The organism is Sporomusa sp. (assembly GCF_035561255.1).
Lineage (GTDB): Bacteria > Bacillota > Negativicutes > Sporomusales > Sporomusaceae > Sporomusa.
In genome coordinates this window covers 1-17,960 of sequence record NZ_DATMXX010000152.1, presented here as the reverse complement: position 1 = coordinate 17,960, position 17,960 = coordinate 1, and the positions used below count along the sequence as shown (strand labels likewise).

The 17,960-nt window shown below is 45.6% G+C and carries 16 protein-coding genes; 8 read left to right on the top strand and 8 right to left on the bottom strand.

Annotated elements, in window-relative coordinates:
• The first annotated feature begins 10 nt into the window (after positions 1-10).
• Entirely contained in the window at positions 11-3,277 is a 3,267-nt protein-coding gene (locus tag VN379_RS08770; RefSeq protein ID WP_414714977.1) for an SNF2 helicase associated domain-containing protein, read from the top strand.
• A 122-nt stretch (positions 3,278-3,399) separates the two neighbouring features.
• Positions 3,400-4,092: a metallophosphoesterase gene (locus tag VN379_RS08765; RefSeq protein WP_325532877.1), complete on the top strand. Its 693-nt coding sequence runs from the start codon at positions 3,400-3,402 to the stop codon at positions 4,090-4,092.
• A gap of 9 nt (positions 4,093-4,101) precedes the next feature.
• On the opposite strand, the gene VN379_RS08760 is transcribed toward VN379_RS08765, so the two are convergent.
• Together VN379_RS08760 and VN379_RS08755 are read right to left on the bottom strand one after the other, a co-directional pair.
• Positions 4,102-4,806 (bottom strand): cytochrome c biogenesis CcdA family protein, encoded by a 705-nt coding sequence (locus VN379_RS08760; RefSeq protein WP_325532875.1) that lies wholly within the window; start codon positions 4,804-4,806, stop codon positions 4,102-4,104.
• Positions 4,796-5,329, bottom strand: a complete 534-nt coding sequence (locus VN379_RS08755; protein WP_325532873.1) for a TlpA disulfide reductase family protein — start codon at positions 5,327-5,329, stop codon at positions 4,796-4,798. Before VN379_RS08755 ends, VN379_RS08760 begins: the two co-directional genes overlap by 11 nt.
• 80 nt (positions 5,330-5,409) lie before the next feature.
• Here VN379_RS08755 and lgt point away from each other — a divergent pair, with 80 nt between their 5' ends.
• Positions 5,410-6,204, top strand: a complete 795-nt coding sequence (gene lgt, locus VN379_RS08750; RefSeq protein WP_325532871.1) for a prolipoprotein diacylglyceryl transferase — start codon at positions 5,410-5,412, stop codon at positions 6,202-6,204.
• Between the two features lie 48 nt (positions 6,205-6,252).
• Here lgt and VN379_RS08745 read toward each other — a convergent pair whose 3' ends face one another.
• From VN379_RS08745 to sdaAB, 3 genes are all read right to left on the bottom strand, one after another.
• Positions 6,253-6,633, bottom strand: a complete 381-nt coding sequence (locus VN379_RS08745) for a RidA family protein (RefSeq protein ID WP_325532869.1) — start codon at positions 6,631-6,633, stop codon at positions 6,253-6,255.
• A gap of 128 nt (positions 6,634-6,761) precedes the next feature.
• Positions 6,762-7,649 (bottom strand): L-serine ammonia-lyase, iron-sulfur-dependent, subunit alpha, encoded by an 888-nt coding sequence (gene sdaAA / locus VN379_RS08740; protein ID WP_325532867.1) that lies wholly within the window; start codon positions 7,647-7,649, stop codon positions 6,762-6,764.
• A gap of 17 nt (positions 7,650-7,666) precedes the next feature.
• Positions 7,667-8,332 (bottom strand): L-serine ammonia-lyase, iron-sulfur-dependent subunit beta, encoded by a 666-nt coding sequence (gene sdaAB, locus VN379_RS08735; RefSeq protein WP_325532865.1) that lies wholly within the window; start codon positions 8,330-8,332, stop codon positions 7,667-7,669.
• A gap of 352 nt (positions 8,333-8,684) precedes the next feature.
• Here sdaAB and VN379_RS08730 point away from each other — a divergent pair, with 352 nt between their 5' ends.
• From VN379_RS08730 to VN379_RS08720, 3 genes are all read left to right on the top strand, one after another.
• Positions 8,685-9,341, top strand: a complete 657-nt coding sequence (locus VN379_RS08730) for a response regulator transcription factor (protein WP_325532862.1) — start codon at positions 8,685-8,687, stop codon at positions 9,339-9,341.
• Between the two features lie 169 nt (positions 9,342-9,510).
• Positions 9,511-10,893, top strand: coding sequence for an FAD-binding oxidoreductase (locus tag VN379_RS08725; protein ID WP_325532860.1), 1,383 nt, complete (start codon positions 9,511-9,513; stop codon positions 10,891-10,893).
• A gap of 1 nt (position 10,894) precedes the next feature.
• Positions 10,895-12,217, top strand: a complete 1,323-nt coding sequence (locus tag VN379_RS08720) for a (Fe-S)-binding protein (protein WP_325532858.1) — start codon at positions 10,895-10,897, stop codon at positions 12,215-12,217.
• 102 nt (positions 12,218-12,319) lie between these two features.
• Here the strand turns inward: VN379_RS08720 and VN379_RS08715 are convergent, their stop codons facing one another.
• Both VN379_RS08715 and VN379_RS08710 read right to left on the bottom strand, forming a co-directional pair.
• Positions 12,320-13,435, bottom strand: a complete 1,116-nt coding sequence (locus VN379_RS08715; protein WP_325532856.1) for a sugar diacid recognition domain-containing protein — start codon at positions 13,433-13,435, stop codon at positions 12,320-12,322.
• Positions 13,398-14,093: a TerC family protein gene (locus VN379_RS08710; protein WP_325532854.1), complete on the bottom strand. Its 696-nt coding sequence runs from the start codon at positions 14,091-14,093 to the stop codon at positions 13,398-13,400. Before VN379_RS08710 ends, VN379_RS08715 begins: the two co-directional genes overlap by 38 nt.
• Positions 14,094-14,540: 447 nt before the next feature.
• On the opposite strand from VN379_RS08710, the gene VN379_RS08705 reads away from it, so the two are divergent.
• Positions 14,541-15,962 carry an amino acid permease gene (locus VN379_RS08705; RefSeq protein ID WP_325532852.1) on the top strand — a complete coding sequence of 474 codons (1,422 nt, stop codon included), beginning with the start codon at positions 14,541-14,543 and terminating at the stop codon, positions 15,960-15,962.
• Between the two features lie 99 nt (positions 15,963-16,061).
• Positions 16,062-17,006, top strand: coding sequence for a metal-dependent hydrolase (locus VN379_RS08700; RefSeq protein WP_325532850.1), 945 nt, complete (start codon positions 16,062-16,064; stop codon positions 17,004-17,006).
• Positions 17,007-17,013: 7 nt separating this feature from the next.
• On the opposite strand, the gene VN379_RS08695 is transcribed toward VN379_RS08700, so the two are convergent.
• Positions 17,014-17,682, bottom strand: coding sequence for a TerC family protein (locus tag VN379_RS08695; protein ID WP_325532848.1), 669 nt, complete (start codon positions 17,680-17,682; stop codon positions 17,014-17,016).
• Positions 17,683-17,960 lie beyond the last annotated feature (278 nt).

Sequence of the window (17,960 nt, the reverse complement as noted above, 5' to 3'; positions counted from 1 at the left end):
AGGAGCTATGATGTTAACAGAAGAGAAAATTAAAGCCGAAGCAGAATCTCACGCCGCTTATATCAGAGGCTGTCATTATTACCAGAATAATTGTATCAAAAATCTGCATTTTTCGCTTGAAGACAATACCTTTGAAGCCCGGGTCCTCGGGCAACATCTTTATATTGTATCTGTAACGTTTTCGCAGCAGCAGAAAATTAAACATTATGCCTGTGATTGCCCGGCATTTTATAACTATGACGGCGCCTGCAAGCATGTTGTAGCCGTATTGAAAAGGATTCAACACACCTGGAACCAATATTTCAGCACTCCCGGTCAGATGACCTTAACACGCTCAACCCGGGAATTGCTGGATTTCTTCCAGATTAACGATAACAACACTACGGCAAATAAGCCACGTAAAGCAGCACTTGTAAAACTTATTCCTGTCTATAACTTCTACTTGTATAACAATAAAAAGACAAGCTACCTGGAGTTTACAATCGGCACTGAGCGGATGTATGTCCTAAAAGATATCCCCCAGCTTCTTACAGCCTTAAATTCCAAACAAGCCATTGTTTTCGGTAAAAATTTTACCCTGAAACCGGGGGAATTTGTATTTGACGAGTTGTCAGCTGCATTAGTCAACCTTCTGCAGCATGCTTACGATGAAGAAAAGCAGCGTTCTGCCTGGAACTTCCATTCTTATTCTGGAATCAATGCGAATTCTGCCTTTGGTGAACCCCGCCGCTTTAAGCTAATTCATTCAAACCTTGTGCGTTTTTTGGAAATAATGTATGCACAGCCGTTTACAGTAGTGATTAATGATCAAACAACGCCAGGGGTCAGAGTTCAGAGTAGCCGGCCGCCGGTTGACCTTGCTGTTAAAGCCTTCGAGGATGGCTTACGACTGTCGATGAATCTGTCCGGCGATGTATTTTACGGGCTTGATACTGATTTTCGTTATATCTACCATAACAAAACTATTTACCATGTTGATCCTGTGTTCGCCAGTTATGTAAGACGGTTATTAAACTGTTTTAATGAGAATAGAAAACCTGAACTGCATATTCCTGCGGCCACCGTTTCCGATTTTATGTCAGGTGCACTCCCGGCTCTGGAATCAATTGCCTCAGTAAAAGTAGAATCCACCGTCTACAATAAATTTCATAAAGAACAACTGGAGAAACGCATATATCTTGATCGATTTGGCGCTGGAATAAGCGCTAGGATTGAGTTTTGCTACGGCGACTCAATTATAAACCCACTTAGCGACACCGGGCCAGGCGATGTGACAATTGCAGGCAAGTGGCTCCTCCGTTCGACTGCTCAGGAAAGGGAATTATTAAACATTTTCCAGCGCTACGGTTTTTCCTGGTCAGCAGACCGCCTGGTTCTGGCGGAAGAAGAAGCAGCTTACAGTTTCTTGCAGCAAGCTTTGCCCGAACTCTACAACAGTGCAGAAATCCTTTATGCCGATGATTTGCACCAGATTAAAATCAAGCCGGCCGGCAAAATTGCCGCTGGCGTAAGACTTAATACAGAGACCGACATGCTGGAGTTCTCACTTCAGCTTGAAGATATATCCCCTCAGGAATTAATTGCTTTGTTAGCTGCTTATAAGCTAAAAAAACGCTATCATCGCCTGCCGGACGGTTCTTTTATCACGCTTGATTCCCCGGAATTTCAAACAGCTGCCGGTTTAATTGATGAATTGAGTCTGGGCCCGGCAGATATTGAAAAACAGGTTGTAGAACTGCCAAAATACCGCGCCCTCTATCTGGACAGCCTGGCACGCGAAACAACTGACTTTACCGTTGAGCGCAGTAGTGCCTTTAAGCATATGGTACAAGATATCCGTGAACCCCAGGATATTGAATATACAATCCCTCAAGGTATCCAGGGCAAACTCAGGGACTATCAGAAAACAGGGTACAAATGGCTTAAGTCACTGTCTAATTACGGTTTAGGCGGCATTTTAGCCGATGATATGGGGTTAGGAAAAACCTTACAGGTACTTACTTTTATTCTTTCAGAAAAAGAGAATACCCCCGCCCCGTCACTTGTCATCGCCCCGACCTCACTTGTTTATAACTGGAGGGAAGAGGTTCTGAAGTTTGCACCCAGCCTAAAGGTTAGCGTTATCGCCGGACAACCCTCCGAGCGTTTAGAACAGTTCAAAGATATTGACAACGCCGATATAGTTATCACCTCGTACGGCCTTATTAAGCGCGATATCGATTTTTATGAACAAAGAACCTTCAAATACTGTTTTCTTGATGAGGCCCAGCATATTAAAAACCCCAACACCTTAAGCGCCAAATCAGTAAAGCAAATCAAAGCCAAAAGCTATTTTGCCCTAACCGGTACCCCAATTGAAAACACGCTGACAGAGTTATGGTCAATCTTTGATTTTATTATGCCTGGTTATTTACGTACCCACAAAGCGTTTATTAGTCGTTTCGAAATTCCTATTATCAAAAATAACGATCAGAAAGCGCTCCAGGAGTTAGGGCGTCAAATTAAACCCTTTATTATGCGGCGTATGAAAAAAGCGGTTCTTAAAGAACTACCGGAAAAAATCGAGAGTAAAATGGTTAACGAAATGACGGCAGCCCAAACCAAGCTATATACAGCCTGGCTCTTAAAGGCCAAATCAGAGTTTGAAGCTGAGGTCAGTGCCAACGGGTTTGAAAAGAGTCAAATTAAGATCCTGTCACTACTAACCAGACTCAGGCAAATCTGTTGCCATCCCTCATTATTTATTGAGAACTATCAGGGCAGCAGCGGCAAGCTGGAGATGCTCCAGGAATTAATCAGAGATGCAACAGACGGTGGTCACCGCATCTTATTGTTCTCACAATTTACCGGCATGTTGGCCTTAATTAGACAGGAACTCGAAACCATGAAAATCAGTTATCATTATCTGGATGGAGCAACCAAGGCTGAAACCAGACTCAGCCTTGTCAATTCTTTCAATGCTGGTGAAAAATCAGTTTTTCTTATCTCGCTTAAGGCAGGCGGCACAGGGCTTAATCTGACCGGGGCAGATATGGTAATTCATTATGACCCCTGGTGGAACCCGGCTGTCGAAGACCAGGCCACAGACCGCGCCTACCGGATTGGCCAAAAAAATTCTGTTCAAGTCTATAAACTCATTACCAGGAATACTATTGAAGAAAAAATATATCTACTACAACAGAAAAAGAAAGAATTAATTGACACCCTGATCAAGCCTGGTGAAAACTTCTTAACGAAGATGAATGAGGCTGAGATTCGGGATCTCTTCACACTGTAGGACCATTACCTGGATTTGAGGTAATTTTGCAACACTTGTTGTTTATTCATTGCTATTCGCTCCAATATTGGATAAAATAATTCCAGGCATTGCCACAACTAAACGCGAGGAAGCTGTTGTTTATGAAGATATTTGCCATAGCCGACACCCATTTATCAGGAGAACCTCCGTCTAAGCCAATGAGTATCTTTGGCAGACACTGGGAAGGGCATTGGGATAAAATTAGAGCAAGCTGGCAGGAACAGGTAGCGGAAGAGGATGTTGTCCTTATTGCAGGCGACATCTCCTGGGCAATGAAACTACCTGATGCCCTGGTCGATTTGAATGCTATTTCCTGCCTGCCGGGAAGAAAAATCATAGTGCGCGGTAATCATGACTATTGGTGGCAGTCAGTTAAAAAAATGACAACAGCCGTTGAGGGTAAAATTGAGTTTCTCAATAACAACTTCGCCGGTGTGGGTGAATGGGCTGTCTGTGGCAGCCGGGGCTGGACATGCCCGGAGGACCCGCTGTTTAAAGCCGGTGATCAGCCCATTTTTGACCGTGAACTGCTGCGGGTAGAGGCCTCACTCATGGCGGCCCGGGATGCCGGCTTCTCCCGTATCCTCCTTATGCTTCATTTCCCGCCTTTTTATGACCATAATACTGAAAAGGGCTTTGCTGGCCTGATCGCTAAATATAATGTAGAAATCTGCATTTATGGTCATCTGCACAGCGACTCAATTAAAAATGCGGCTACCGGTATAATTAACGGTGCCGCCTACTATCTGGTATCCTGTGATGCACTGGACTTTAAGATTAAGCAACTTATTTAAGTGACCGCCTTAGCTAAAAATGCCCAAAATTACACCTAACCCCTTTTCTATTAAATCAAAATAAACGAGGACGCCTGCGGCAACCAAGACACCTCCGGCTGCCTGTTGTATGAGCGGCAGCCATTTATATACACGCTGAACTTTATTAAGGTAGCGGTTAATTAAGATGGCAATGATCAAAAAGGGCAGGCAAAATCCCATAGCATAGCTAAACAATAAGAAGGCCCCCTGGCTGACAGTGGCCGTTGCACCGGCATACATAAGCACAGTAGCTAAAATCGGACCAGTGCAGGGTGTCCAGCCGGCAGTAAATGCCAGCCCCAGCAAGAAGGCGCCGCCGGGACCGGCAAAGGCTCCCTGTAACAGAGGCCGGTATTCCCGGGCAAGGCCGGGAATCTTCAGAACACCAAGGATCTGTAATCCCATAACAATCATGAAAACTGCCCCTGCTTTTCGAATAACCTCCTGGTATTCGAAAAATAGCTCACCAATATAAGATGCGGTTGCGCCCATGGCCACAAATATTAAGGTAAAACCGCTAAGAAAGCTAACTGCATTAACAAAGAAGGTCCAGCGCCCGGCGCCAGCCCCGGTTTGAGCCCCACTCCCTGCCAGTAGCGCGGTATATGTCGGCAGCAGCGGGAGCACGCACGGCGACAAAAAAGAGACTACGCCCGCGCCAAAGACAGTTACCAGGGTGAGGTTATAATCCATTCAGCACTCCTTCCAGTTCAGCCACGGTAACCGGGCCGGACTTCCGGTATTTAATAGTTCCTTGTTGATCAACCACCAGGGTTGTGGGGATCGCATTAATGTGGAAGGTTTTCGCTACCTCGCCATTTGTGTCTAACAGGACATTCATAGTGTATTTATTCTGAGTCAGAAACTCGGCCACCTTGGTATTACTCTCCTGAATATTAATAAGATAGAACGATACGTTACTGCCGTATTTCTGGGCGAATTTAGCCAGCTCAGGCATCTCCTCACGGCAGGGTGGACACCATGTTTCCCAAAAGTTCAGCACGATAATCTGTCCAGCCGGGGTAACCTTGGTTGGCTTGCCGTCCAGAGCACTCAGTGTAAACCCAGGCAGCATTTTTCCAACTGTTACACCGCTATCTGCAGACGGTTTATTGGTTTCAGTCTTTGGCAGGTTAGCGGGCTGCATCGCGACAAATCCAATAGCGATTGTCATAGTAATCACTGTTACTGCCAGAATGATAAACCTTTTTGGCATGTTAGTCTCCTCTCTCTGTTTTAACAGATATATGATTTATCGCTTATTAATATTAATTAATTGTGGAGGTTCAAGACACTATGCATCAATACCTCTTTTTTATCGGTGATTTTCCCATCAGGGCGTACGGATTGATTTTAAGCCTGAGTATTATCTTAGCTACCGGGACTGCCTATTTCCTTGCCAAGCAGGATGGGCGCTGGCACCGGCATGTGCCTGATATGGGTATCTATTGTGGTTTAGCCGGCATTGTCGGTGCCCGGCTATGGGATGTTTTCTTTTTTGACTGGGAGTATTATCAACATCATCTACTTGAAATCCCTTTTGTCTGGCAGGGTGGTATGGCGATCCAGGGGGGGGTATTGCTAGGGGCTATTGCGGGGATCATTTATACCAAAGTTCATAAGATTGATACCTGGGCTTTTGCTGATATTGTAGCCGCTCCAGCGGTCATCATTGGCCAAGCCATTGGCCGGATGGCCAATCTGATGAATGGCGATGCCTTTGGGCACCCGACAGGTGGCAGTTTTGGCATTGTATACCCCTCGACAACCCTGGCCTACCAGGTATATGGCGATAAACCGCTATGGCCGGCCGAGGTGTGGGAAGGACAGATTGACGTTGTTATCTTTGTCCTCTTACTAATCTTTAGAACAACCAATCATGCCAAAGGGCAAGTGTTTATCCTGTATGCCGTTTTGTATTCGACAGCCCGTTTTTTCCTGGAATTTCTCCGGGGGGATTACGGTACACTGTTGTTTGGTTTAAAATCCGCTCAACTCACCAGTCTGGCAATTATACTCATTGGTGTAATCCTGTTCATCAGGCAAAGCTACTGTGCTGAACGTATCGGGCTTACCGAAAAAAGCAAATAGTATTAAAAAAGCCGAGACCTCAAAATAAAAGGTTTCGGCTTTCTTAATTTATGGATATACGGCTATCAGTTCAATCTCCACACTGACATCACGCGGTAGTTTTGCCACCTGAACGCAAGCCCGCGCAGGTGGTTCCTCGGTAAAGTACTGACTATAGACATTGTTCATTAATGCAAAATCGTCCATGTCTTTCAGGAACACCGATGTTTTAACCACATTAGTGAAGGTTAGGTTTTCCCTTTCTAAAATAGCCCGAAGGTTAGCCAGTACCTGGTGGGTTTGATTCTCGATACCGCCATAGACGATTTGCCCGGTAATGGGGTCAAGCGGAATCTGACCAGAGACAAATAAGAATCCATTGGCCTTAATTGCCTGGGAATAGGGTCCGATGGCCTGCGGGGCACGGTCAGAACTAACGACTGTTTTCATGCTGCAGCCTCCTTATATCGTTTCTTAGGACATTCTATATTATTTGGAAAAAACCTGCCTATTAAATACAATTTAAATACAATAAAGATTTTCTTTTTGCAAACGTCTGTACTGCGGAATATATATATCTACTTAGTATCGCCAAAAATTTTTTCTGATAACGCTAAGCCGGTAGGTGTAACTGCCAAACCTCCCTGCGCTGTTTCTTTAAGCGAACAGTGCATTGATTGGCCAACCGACTCCATCGCATCAATTACTTCATCTACAGGAATGACACTTTCAATGCCAGCCAGCGCCATTCCGGCAGCAACAATAGCCTGGCCCACCGCTCCGGCATTGCGTTTAACACAAGGCACTTCGACCAATCCGGCAACAGGATCACAAACTAGCCCCAGCATATTTTTAAGGGTAATGGCTACAGCATGACCGGCCTGAGTTGGCGTACCCCCGAGGAGAGACACCATGGCCCCGGCTGCCATAGCGCCGGCTGAGCCGCATTCAGCCTGACAGCCGCCGGCTGCTCCGGCGAGCGAGGCCCGTGAGGCAATAACCATCCCAATAGCACCAGCCACTATCAGTCCTTTAGCCAGTTCAGGCTGACTAAGGCCAAATTCCTCCTTAAGAGTAAAAAGTACTGCCGGTATTACTCCGCTCGAGCCGGCAGTCGGGGCGGCCACAACCCGGCCCATAGCGGCGTTGGCCTCGCCGACCGCCAGTGAATAAGCCACCGCTTTACTGAGAAAACTCCCCATTATGGTTTTTTTTTGGCTTTGGGTGTATTGTTGCAGCTTTAGCGCATCACCACCCACCAGACCGCCTTTAGAGCGCGGTCCTTTAAGCCCGGCACTAATTGATTCTGCCATAACGCTAAGTATCGCTTCCATACGCGTTATTACTTCTTCAGCCGTTACCCCCATCTGCTGAGACTGAAAATCTACGCAAAAGTCAGCAAAAGAAACTGATTTTTCGTTGGCAGACTGAATCCATTCTTCCAGAGATAGTTTATCCAATGACATTGTTTAATCACTCCTTGTCAGCCAATGGCGTTAATGCTCCGTACAGCCTTAATCATCGACAACCCGGCTACAGCGGCAATATCAGCCTCATCCACCGGTTGATCGGTCTCAAGCACCATACTGGCCAACCCGCCCTTATTTCTCCGGAATACGCGCATCTGAGCAATATTAACACCACGCCTGGATAAGATGCCTGTTACCTCGGCCACCGCACCGGGCCGGTCTTCATGCAGTGTGAGAATTGTTGGGAAGTCACCGGTAAATTCAAGCGGAAAACCGTCCACCTCATTAATCACTACCCGCCCGCCGCCAATCGACGCTCCTGACACCTGACTCTCCGCCCCCCCCTGCCCGGTCAACCAAAACCTGACAAAGTTAGGATGTGCGGCATCACCGGCATTAATCGTACGGAAAGAATACTCAAGCGGAGCCTCTCTGGCATAATCGAAAGCCTGCGGAATTCTCAAATCGTCAGTCGGCCAACCCATTAGCCCCGCCACTAGCGCCAAGTCAGTGCCATGTCCCCGGCCGGTCTGGGCAAATGAGCCATGCAGGCCAATTACTGCCTTGGCAACCGGCTGACCCAAAATAGCCCGGGCCGCGTTGCCTAAGCGTACGGCTCCGGCTGTATGAGAACTGGACGGTCCAACCATAACCGGACCGATGATATCAAAAATGTTCATTACTTAGGTTACCTCCTATTCGATTAACGCAGGCAGCCTAGCCTATTATCCCCTGTTAACGCTCAAACCACACATTGATTATAAGAAATTGTCAGAAATAGAAATTGCACACAGTACGACCGCCAGATGTCCAGCGCTGCCATTCTATGTGCACCATAATTGACTATTCTGTTATATTAGGGACAATTCCAATAATGCTACGGCAAACATAATCATAGTAGCAAACCCCATTCTGACAAATAATAATTGATATTTAGTACTATCTCATTGTAACATAATAATGTACATAAGTGGAAAAAAACTTAAACTTTATATAAATTTGTTATTAGGATTTAAAAGGGGAGTATACGCAATGGAAAAAATTCGTATTGTTATTGCCGATGACCACGCCGTACTGCGTTCCGGGCTTAAAGCACTGCTGAACTGTTCGCCCCTCTTTGAGGTTATTGGGGAAGCCGGGGACGGTCAACAAGCATTTACTATGGTGGAAGAATTGCGTCCTGACGTGCTGTTGCTGGATATATCCATGCCAGTCATGAGTGGAGTCGACTGTATTAAAGAGATAAAGTCCCGTGGTCTTTCCTGCCGTATTCTTGTCCTCACAATGTACGATGATGATGAGTATATTAAAGAGGTTATGCGAGCCGGTGCTGACGGCTATGTCTTAAAGAAATCGGCTGATACTGAACTTGTTGAAGGCATTATAAAAATTCATTCAGGAAAAAAGTACCTGAATGAAACCATGTCGCAAACACTTTTAACCAGTCTGTTGCGGGTAAATAATGAAAAAAGTGACCAGCGCGATCCCTATACCTTGTTGAGCAGCCGGGAACGTCAAGTGCTTAGATTGTTGGCGCAGGGGCATACTAATAGCGAAATTGCTGAACACTTATCACTTAGCTCCAAGACGGTCGACACTTACCGGTCACGAATCATGAATAAATTAAATGTACGAAAAAAATCAGAGCTTGTTAATTATGCCCTCCAATACAAATTGATTAGCACGTGAAAATCAGCACTTTTTGTCGGATATCGCCCTACAATTGCTTACGGCACTTTCTTACTTTATTTTAGGGTAAGTACCTGATTTACATTTATGCAAAGTTTAGCGAGAATAATGTTAAAAGTACTATGTCCTATAAGTTGTGAAAATTTAAAAAATAAAGGAGCCTGAGCAAATGCAAAAGCAACATATTGACGCGTTCAAAAAAATTGTTGGCGATGAACACGTTCTGACAAGTGTGGAGGACCTGCACTGCTATTCTTATGACGCTACCCCTGGCTTTTCTCACATGCCTGATGCGGTAATCAAACCGGCAACCACCGAAGAAATAGCCAAAGTATTAGCATTGGCCAATGCTGAGAAGATTCCCGTGTATACCCGTGGCTCAGGCACCAACCTGAGTGCCGGTACTGTCCCCACCAAAGGCGGCATTGTCCTGCTGATGACACGAATGAACAAGCTGATTGAAATCGACACTGAAAACCTGGTAGCTGTGGCTGAACCTGGTCTCATTGTGTCCGACCTTAATAAAGCAGTCGAAGCCTACGGCCTCATCTACCCGCCTGATCCTGGCACAGTAACTACTGCAACCTTAGGCGGCACTGTTTCTGAAAATGCCGGTGGTCTGCGCGGACTCAAATACGGTGTAACCAAACACTATGTAATGGGTCTTGAGATTGTCCTTGCCAGCGGGCAGGTTATGAATGTGGGCGGTAAAAATGTAAAAGATGTGTCCGGTTACGACATGACCAAACTCTTTACCGGTGCCGAGGGTACTTTAGGTGTAATTACCAAGATTATTGTTAAGCTGGTACCGGCCCCGGAGGCTAAAAAGAGCATGATGGCTATTTTTAAAAATCTCGATAATGCCGGCAATGCGATTGCGGCAATCATTGCGGCCAAAATTATTCCTGCAACACTGGAAATCATGGATAACCCCACAATCCGCACTGTTGAAGATTATGCCAAAGTAGGATTGCCGATCGATGCTGAGGCTGTCTTGCTTATCGAGGTCGACGGCATTCCAGAGGTTGTGGAAAAAGAAGCGGCCAAAGTTATGGAGGTATTAAAAATCTGTAAGGCTGACGAAGTCAAGATGGCGAAAGACGCGGCCGAACGTGATAAGTTGTGGGCTGCCCGCCGCGCGGCACTGCCAGCTCTGGCGAAACTCCGCCCCACTACCTTTGTTGAAGACGCTACCGTCCCGCGCAACAAGGTGCCTGATATGATTCGTGCCGTAAACCAAATTGCCGCTAAATATAATGTAACGATCGGAACCTTCGGCCATGCCGGCGACGGCAATATGCATCCTACCATTGTTTGCGATATTCGCGATAAAGAAGAGATGGATCGTGTCTATAAAGCCATGGATGAAATTTTCAGCACTGCAATCAAGCTGGGCGGTACGCTTTCGGGCGAACATGGCATTGGCCTGGGCAAGCTTAAATATATGGAAGATCAGTTTGGACCGGTAGCCATGGAAGCTATGAAAAGTATCAAACGCGCCCTTGACCCTAACCTCATTTTGAATCCTGGCAAACTAGTGGGAGAGTGTTAAAATGAGTGATAAACCTGTTACAGCGCAAGCAATTAATGAGAGCGATAAAGAGTTGTTAGCCGATCTCCAGGACGCGCTTGCCAACTGTATGAAGTGCGGCAACTGTATGGAGGTGTGCCCGATCTATAAGGAATTGGGCACCGAAACCGCAGTTGCCAGAGGTAAGCTCGCACTAATGGAAGCCGTATTAAGCGGTAAGATTCCTATTAGTGAAAACTTTGATAAGTGGATGACGAAATGTGTATCCTGTAAAGCATGTACAGTAAAATGTCCTTGCGGCGTACCGGCCGATGAACTTATTGTGCGCGGTCGACAGGCTGCCGTAAAAGCGCGCGGTCTCCATCCGGTTAAAAAACAAGTATTTAATCTATTGAAGAACCGGATTATGTTCGATTTAGCACTAAGGATGGCTGGCCTCTTCGGTCCGTTAAGCTTTAAAAAACTGCCCCGCCCGATGGCCGCGGTAGCCCGCTTTCCGATGCCGGGGCTTGATAAACGCCGCGTAACAGCCCCCTTTGCCACATCCCCGTTAAGAAACCAGCATCCGGAAGTCATTAAAGCCGACAAACCTAAAATGAAGGTTGGTTTCTTTACTGGGTGCACAATCAACTATATCTATACTGATGTTGGCCAGGCTGTTATTGATGTCCTGAAGGCCAACAACATCGAAATCGTTATCCCGGCCCTGCAGCACTGCTGTGGTACTCCTATCTATATGTCCGGCGATGTGGAGTCTGCAAAACTTTTAGCCAAACACAACATTGAGGTTTTTGAGCAATATAATGTTGATTATATCATTGCTGCCTGCGGTTCCTGCACAGAAGCATGGAAGATTGAATTTGTCGAACTGTTCCATGACGACCCGGCCATGAAGGCGCGTGCAGAGAAACTGGCGAAAAAGACCTATGAAATCAGTGAGTTTTTAGTTGATGTTGTAAAAATTGACAAAAACAAACTAGGCCCGGTTAATGCCACAGTTACTATGCATGACCCGTGCCATATGGCCCGCGGTATCAAAGTAACTGCACAACCACGCCAAATTCTAAAATCCATACCCGGACTAAATTTCGTAGAGATGAAAGATGCCGACCGCTGTTGCGGATCAGGCGGCTCATTCAGCCTTGCTAACTACGAAATCTCCCGCAAAATTAATGATCGCAAAATCACCAATATTGCTGCAACCAAGGCCGATACTGTAGCTACAAGCTGCGGTACCTGCCGGATGCATATTATTGACGGTCTTGTCCAAAACAACCTGAATCAAAATGTTGTTCATGTGATTCAGTTATTGGATAAGGCTTATAAAGCAGGCCAAAAGAAGTAATGCTTCTTCATAAATGCTTGTAAGATTTGGATGGTCTGACTCACCCCCCACAATCATTACAAGCAATAATATGGCACTTTCCTTTTAAAAAACAGAAAGCGGTTAATGGGCTTGGCCCAAACCGCTTTCTGTTTTTTTCCGGCGACAAAGTGGTATCTCTACAGTAATTACTGTACCCTTCCCTTCGGCCGAATCAATATAAAACTCACCTGACAACAAAGCGATTCGCTCATGCATACCATGAATGCCAAGACAGGTGTCACTGCCAACACCGTTTAAAATACCGGCATTAAACCCAATCCCATTATCTGTGACGGTTAGTATTAGCTTATCGCGCTGCTTCTTTAGCCGTACTCTGACCTGGGTCGCTTTCGCATGTTTGGCGATATTTGTCAGGGCTTCCTGCAAAATACGGTATAATGTAATTTCAATTTCAGGTAAAAATCGCTGCCGCGACAGGTTGATGACATTAAGCTCTACGGCAATACTATATTGACGGGAATAGTTTTCTACATACTTTTGGGCAGCCGCCACCAATCCCAGATCATCTAATAGAGCAGGTCTAAGCTGTACAGCCAGATGGTGGACATCCTCCAGTGTTTTTACTGCTAAGTCCCGCATTCCCAAAATTTTTTCCCGTTCGCCTTCACTATTGACATGCTCAGACAATACCCTGAGACCAACAATGATTGACGTCAGTGCCTGGCTTGTTTCATCATGAAGCTCCCGTGAGATCTTTTTTCGCTCTTCTTCCTGGACACTAATTATTTTGCTCAAAAGAATGGATTGAAGCTCTTCTTTTTCCTTAAGGGCCCGTACCAATTTTTCCTGCCTGGCATTAGATTCTAAAGCTGCTTCAACAAATTTGGCTGCCAGGCGGGCATAAGGCGCGGCCGTGTCGGGAGTTCCGGTAACACCAATAACGCCAACACAGCCGTCGCCAAACATAATCGGAACATTAAACCCTTGCCTGACGCCTTTAAGCTGTAGCTCTTCCTCTGCCGTAACCGAGAATTCCCGGATAGGACCGTTTATCAGCATACGGGCAGCCGCCTCATGGATATGCGACACACGCTCTTTACTGAAGGAAGCAATAATAACGCCGTGATTATCGGTAATATTAACATTCTTCTTTAGTTCTGCTGCCACAATATCAACAAGTGACTGGGCAAACCGCGGGTCAAGCTCCATGCTTCTCGTCGCTGCACTTGGCTTCATTTGCTTGTTTACCGGCTTCATTAGCGCGATTTTTACGCCAATAACCAATCCCCAAAACAAATAAGGTTACGCCGGCCTCCAGTAGTAGTGAGTAGGGTTTAAACCACACACCAAGTACGGCGTCGGCAACCATCATTTTGGCGGCCGTCCAGCCCAGAATACCTGCCCCGGCATAGATAATGACCGGATATTTATCCATGAGTCTCATTAACAGCTGGCTGCCGAATACTACTAACGGTATACTGAGCGCAAGACCAAAGATTAATAACCCCAGGTGACCGTCAGCTACACCGGCAATGGCCAATACATTATCCAGACTCATAATCAAATCAGCAAAGATGATAACCTTTATTGCTTCCCCAAAGCTATTGGCCCCCTCCAGGGAAACCTCCTTATGTTCGTCACCAAGCAAATTAACCGCAATATATACCAACGCCACTCCGCCAAGAAACTGTACATAGGGAATTTTTAGTAAAAGCGCCGCAACCATAGTAAGTAAAATCCGCAGTATAACAGCCCCGGCGCTGCCCCATAATACAGCTTTCTTCCGCTGATCCTGGGGCAGGTTTCTACTGGCCAGAGCTATGACAACAGCGTTATCACCACTTAGTATTAGGTTAATAAGCGTAATACTACCTAACGCTATCAATAGTTCCATCGAAAATAACCCCCCAAAAAAATATATTGCCTGATGATATTCTATTTATTCATACCTGCTGCGTATTTTTTTACAACTCCCCCTCTCAATAATTAAGGACCTTTCCGTCAGTGACGGTAAGGTCCTTTCCTAACTAAATAGCAATTAACCTTAATGTAGTATATATTAGGCGATATACTAAAGGTCTCACTATTGGACTGCTCCAACGACACAGCCATGCACAGGGTGCAGGATTGTTGACTGTATCTGACAGTTACTCCCCCTTAGGGTACTTAACATTAATATTTATTTAGTTTTATCATATTATAGAAATTGTATCCAGTCAATACAAATTATCATATAGTAATATTCCCATTACTGTCTAATAATTCTTGCTAATCACAGACTCATGAAGTATTATGGTAGAGGACATTATTTAAAATTGATTGCAATAGGAGGAACTTCTCAATGTCAAACCACCCTGTTAATTTGGCTGAATTGTGCCCGGAAAAGCAAGGTCTCAAGCGCGATATGAAATCCCGCCACCTGCTCATGATATCTATTGGCGGCACTATCGGCACCGGGCTGTTTATGGGTTCAGGCCAAACGATTAATCAAGCCGGTCCGTTTGGCGCGATATTGGCGTATATGGTCGGCGGTCTTATCATGTATTTAGTATTATTATGCCTTGCTGAACTAACTGTCGCCATGCCGGTATCCGGTTCTTTTCAAAGTTATGCTACCCGCTTCATTTCACCAGGTGCCGGTTTTACCACCGGTTGGCTCTACTGGATTAACTGGGCGATATGTATTGCTGCTGACTTTACTGCTGCCGGCATCATTATGCACAACTGGTTTCCTGATGTCGCAGTCTGGCTTTGGTGTACTGTATTTGCGATAGCACTGGCCGGACTCAATCTGGTATCAGTTAAAGCCTATGGCGAGACTGAATTCTGGTTTGCCAGCATTAAGGTTGCTGCTATTGTTTCATTTATTATTGCCGGTTCGGGGCTGATTTTCGGGTTTAGCAGCGGACAAGCCGGGTTGGGGTTTTCTAATTTCAATACAGGCGGCGGTTTATTCCCGAATGGCTTTGGCGCTGTATTTCTGACTATGATTGCCGTTATTTACTCCTTTCAGGGTGCAGAGCTTGTCGGTATTGCCGCCGGGGAGTGCAAAGATCCCGGCAAAAACGTACCACGGGTCATCAAAGGGATCTCAGTCCGGATTATTATGTTCTATGTACTGGCCATGATTGTACTTGCCGGTAACATACCTGCTTCAGAAGCAAGTGTACTGGAGAGTCCGTTTGCTCATGTTTTTGGTAAAACTGGTATTCCTTTTGCTAAAGACATTATGAGTTTTGTAGTTCTCACCTCAGCCTTATCGGCCGGTAACTCAGCACTATATGCCTGTTCACGGCTGCTATGGTCAATGGCCCAGGATCACCAGGCCCCTTCCTGGCTCGGCAAACTCAATGCCAGTGGCGTCCCTTACAACGGCGTACTGATCACACTGGTTCTGGCATGCATGTCACTCTTAACTGAAAGATTTGCCGCAGATACGGTTTACCTGTGGCTTATGTCCAGCACTGGTTTGACAGGCTGCCTGATTTGGATGATTATTGCCTGGTGCCAGATTAACTTCCGCCGCGAATATACTAAGCTGGGTGGGAAAATTGAGGCCCTTGGCTTTAAAACCCCTCTCTATCCCCTAGTCCCTGTTCTTGCATTTATTCTTAATCTGGTCGTAATTGTCAGCTTGTATTTTGACGAGGCACAACGGATTGTCATCTATACCGGCTTTCCAATCCTGGCTGCCATCTACGGTTATTACCGGCTATTTCTTGATAAAAAAATCCAGAATAACAGTTCGTTACCACTGCGTTAGTGCACCATCAATTACCATTAGACCGTCTCCCCATCCAGTGTGATATAATTATCGAGTGTCGATATGTTATGTCACCTAGATGGGGAGGCTTTTTTCTTTATGGATACTTTATCCCATGCCTTAGTTGGCATTGCTGTCGCTGGATTATCCGGACACCCGTTTAGTGTCAGCGATCCGCTGTACTTAGCAAGTATCATTGGCGCCCAAGCGCCTGACTTTGACATAATTGCCCAGCTTCGCGGCAATTTTTCCTACCTCAGGCAACACCGGGCTTTTTCTCATTCAATTCCCGGTCTTATCATGTGGTCAGGTTTAATTGCCGCCGGTTTTTTCATAGGCATGCCAGAGGTTTCGCTTTTCCAGGTTTTTCTCTGGTCATTTTTAGGCGGCTTGTCCCATATATGTATTGACTTTTTCAATGCTCACGGCGCAGCCGTTTTATTCCCTTTTAGCCGGGAGCGCAAAAGCTTTAGTCTCCTTAATGTTTTTGACCCATTATTACTGGTAATTATGCTGACGGTTTTTATGCAAGGGTTGACACCACGCGAAACATCCCTGCTTTTTTTCGCAACAACAGGGCTATACACCCTGTTAAGGTATCTGCTTAAATTAAAGGCAATACTTGTGCTCAGACAATACTTCACCAACGGAATTATCCGTATACTGGTTATGCCGTCACTTAAAAGCGTAGTCTACTGGGACTTCGTGATTGAGACCCAAAACAATTATTTTATTGGTCAAATTGGTATCCTCCAGCCGGCGTTGACCCTTCACACCGAATTTCAGAAGCAAATATTATCGCCAGCTCTTGAGGGCGCACAAAAAACAGTTTTGGGCGAATTCTTTTCATCCTTTACGCCATTTAGCTACTTTACCGAATATCAGGACACAGACCAGCAGGCAAAGCTTGTGCGTATTTATGATTTACGCTACTTCTTTAACCAAAGCTTCCTTCACACCGCCACAATAATTTACGGACATGATGAACAACCCTGCGATTCATATATTCAGACATATGGTCGCAAGATTAAAATACCATGCTAATGGTGAGTCAGTTCTTTTCCTGATTTAATTGCTTTGTTCTTGAGAGTATCGAACCAACAACTATGACGCTAACCGCAAAAACAGCAGGTATTGCCCAATGTGTCCAGGGATATGGCTCTAATAACGGCATAATTTTTTTATCTGCTGTTGCCATCTCACCGGCAGTCCATCCCAAAAATGCGGCACCAATTGTAATAATTATTGGCCACCGTTCCATAAGAGCATGGATTACTTTACTGCCCCAGATAATGATGGGGATACTGATAGCCAAACCAACAACAAGTAGCATAAAATTGCCTTTTGCAACTGCTGCAATGGCAATAACATTATCAATACTCATCACCATATCTGCAACAATAATTGTTCTGATAGCATCTCCCAGGCTGTTTTTAGCTTCTAATTCTTCGTGATCTTCGTCGCCAGCCAAGAGTTTAATGGCAATCCACAGGAGCGCCAGGCCGCCAATCAGTTGTAAGTACGGAATCCTCAGCAGAATTATGGCCGCAAACGTTAAAATTATTCTCAGCCCGATAGCTCCGGCCCCGCCCCAGAATATAGCCTTTTTTTGTTGTTCATGCGCCAACTTGCGGCTGGCTAAAGCGATAACTAACGCATTGTCACCACTTAAGAGCAAATTAACAGTAATAATACTAATGAGTGCTACTGCCCAATCCACAGCTTCACCTCAATTATTATTTTATGTTGTATAAGAGACTATGCCGCGCCTGTAAATTTTATATTGAGCGCACTAATATTATGCCGAAAGAAATCTTTACCTTATTGGATTTCATCTATAGCTTCCGCATCAAAGAAGTTTGCAGGCGCAGGCAGGTGGTGTGTTGACAACGCTCCACCGCTGGCGCTTGACTTCCGCTTTTGCCAGCACACCACCCGCCTGCAAAACTTTAACGCGTTGTATGTAGCTGCGCGTACAATAATAATAGTATTACCACA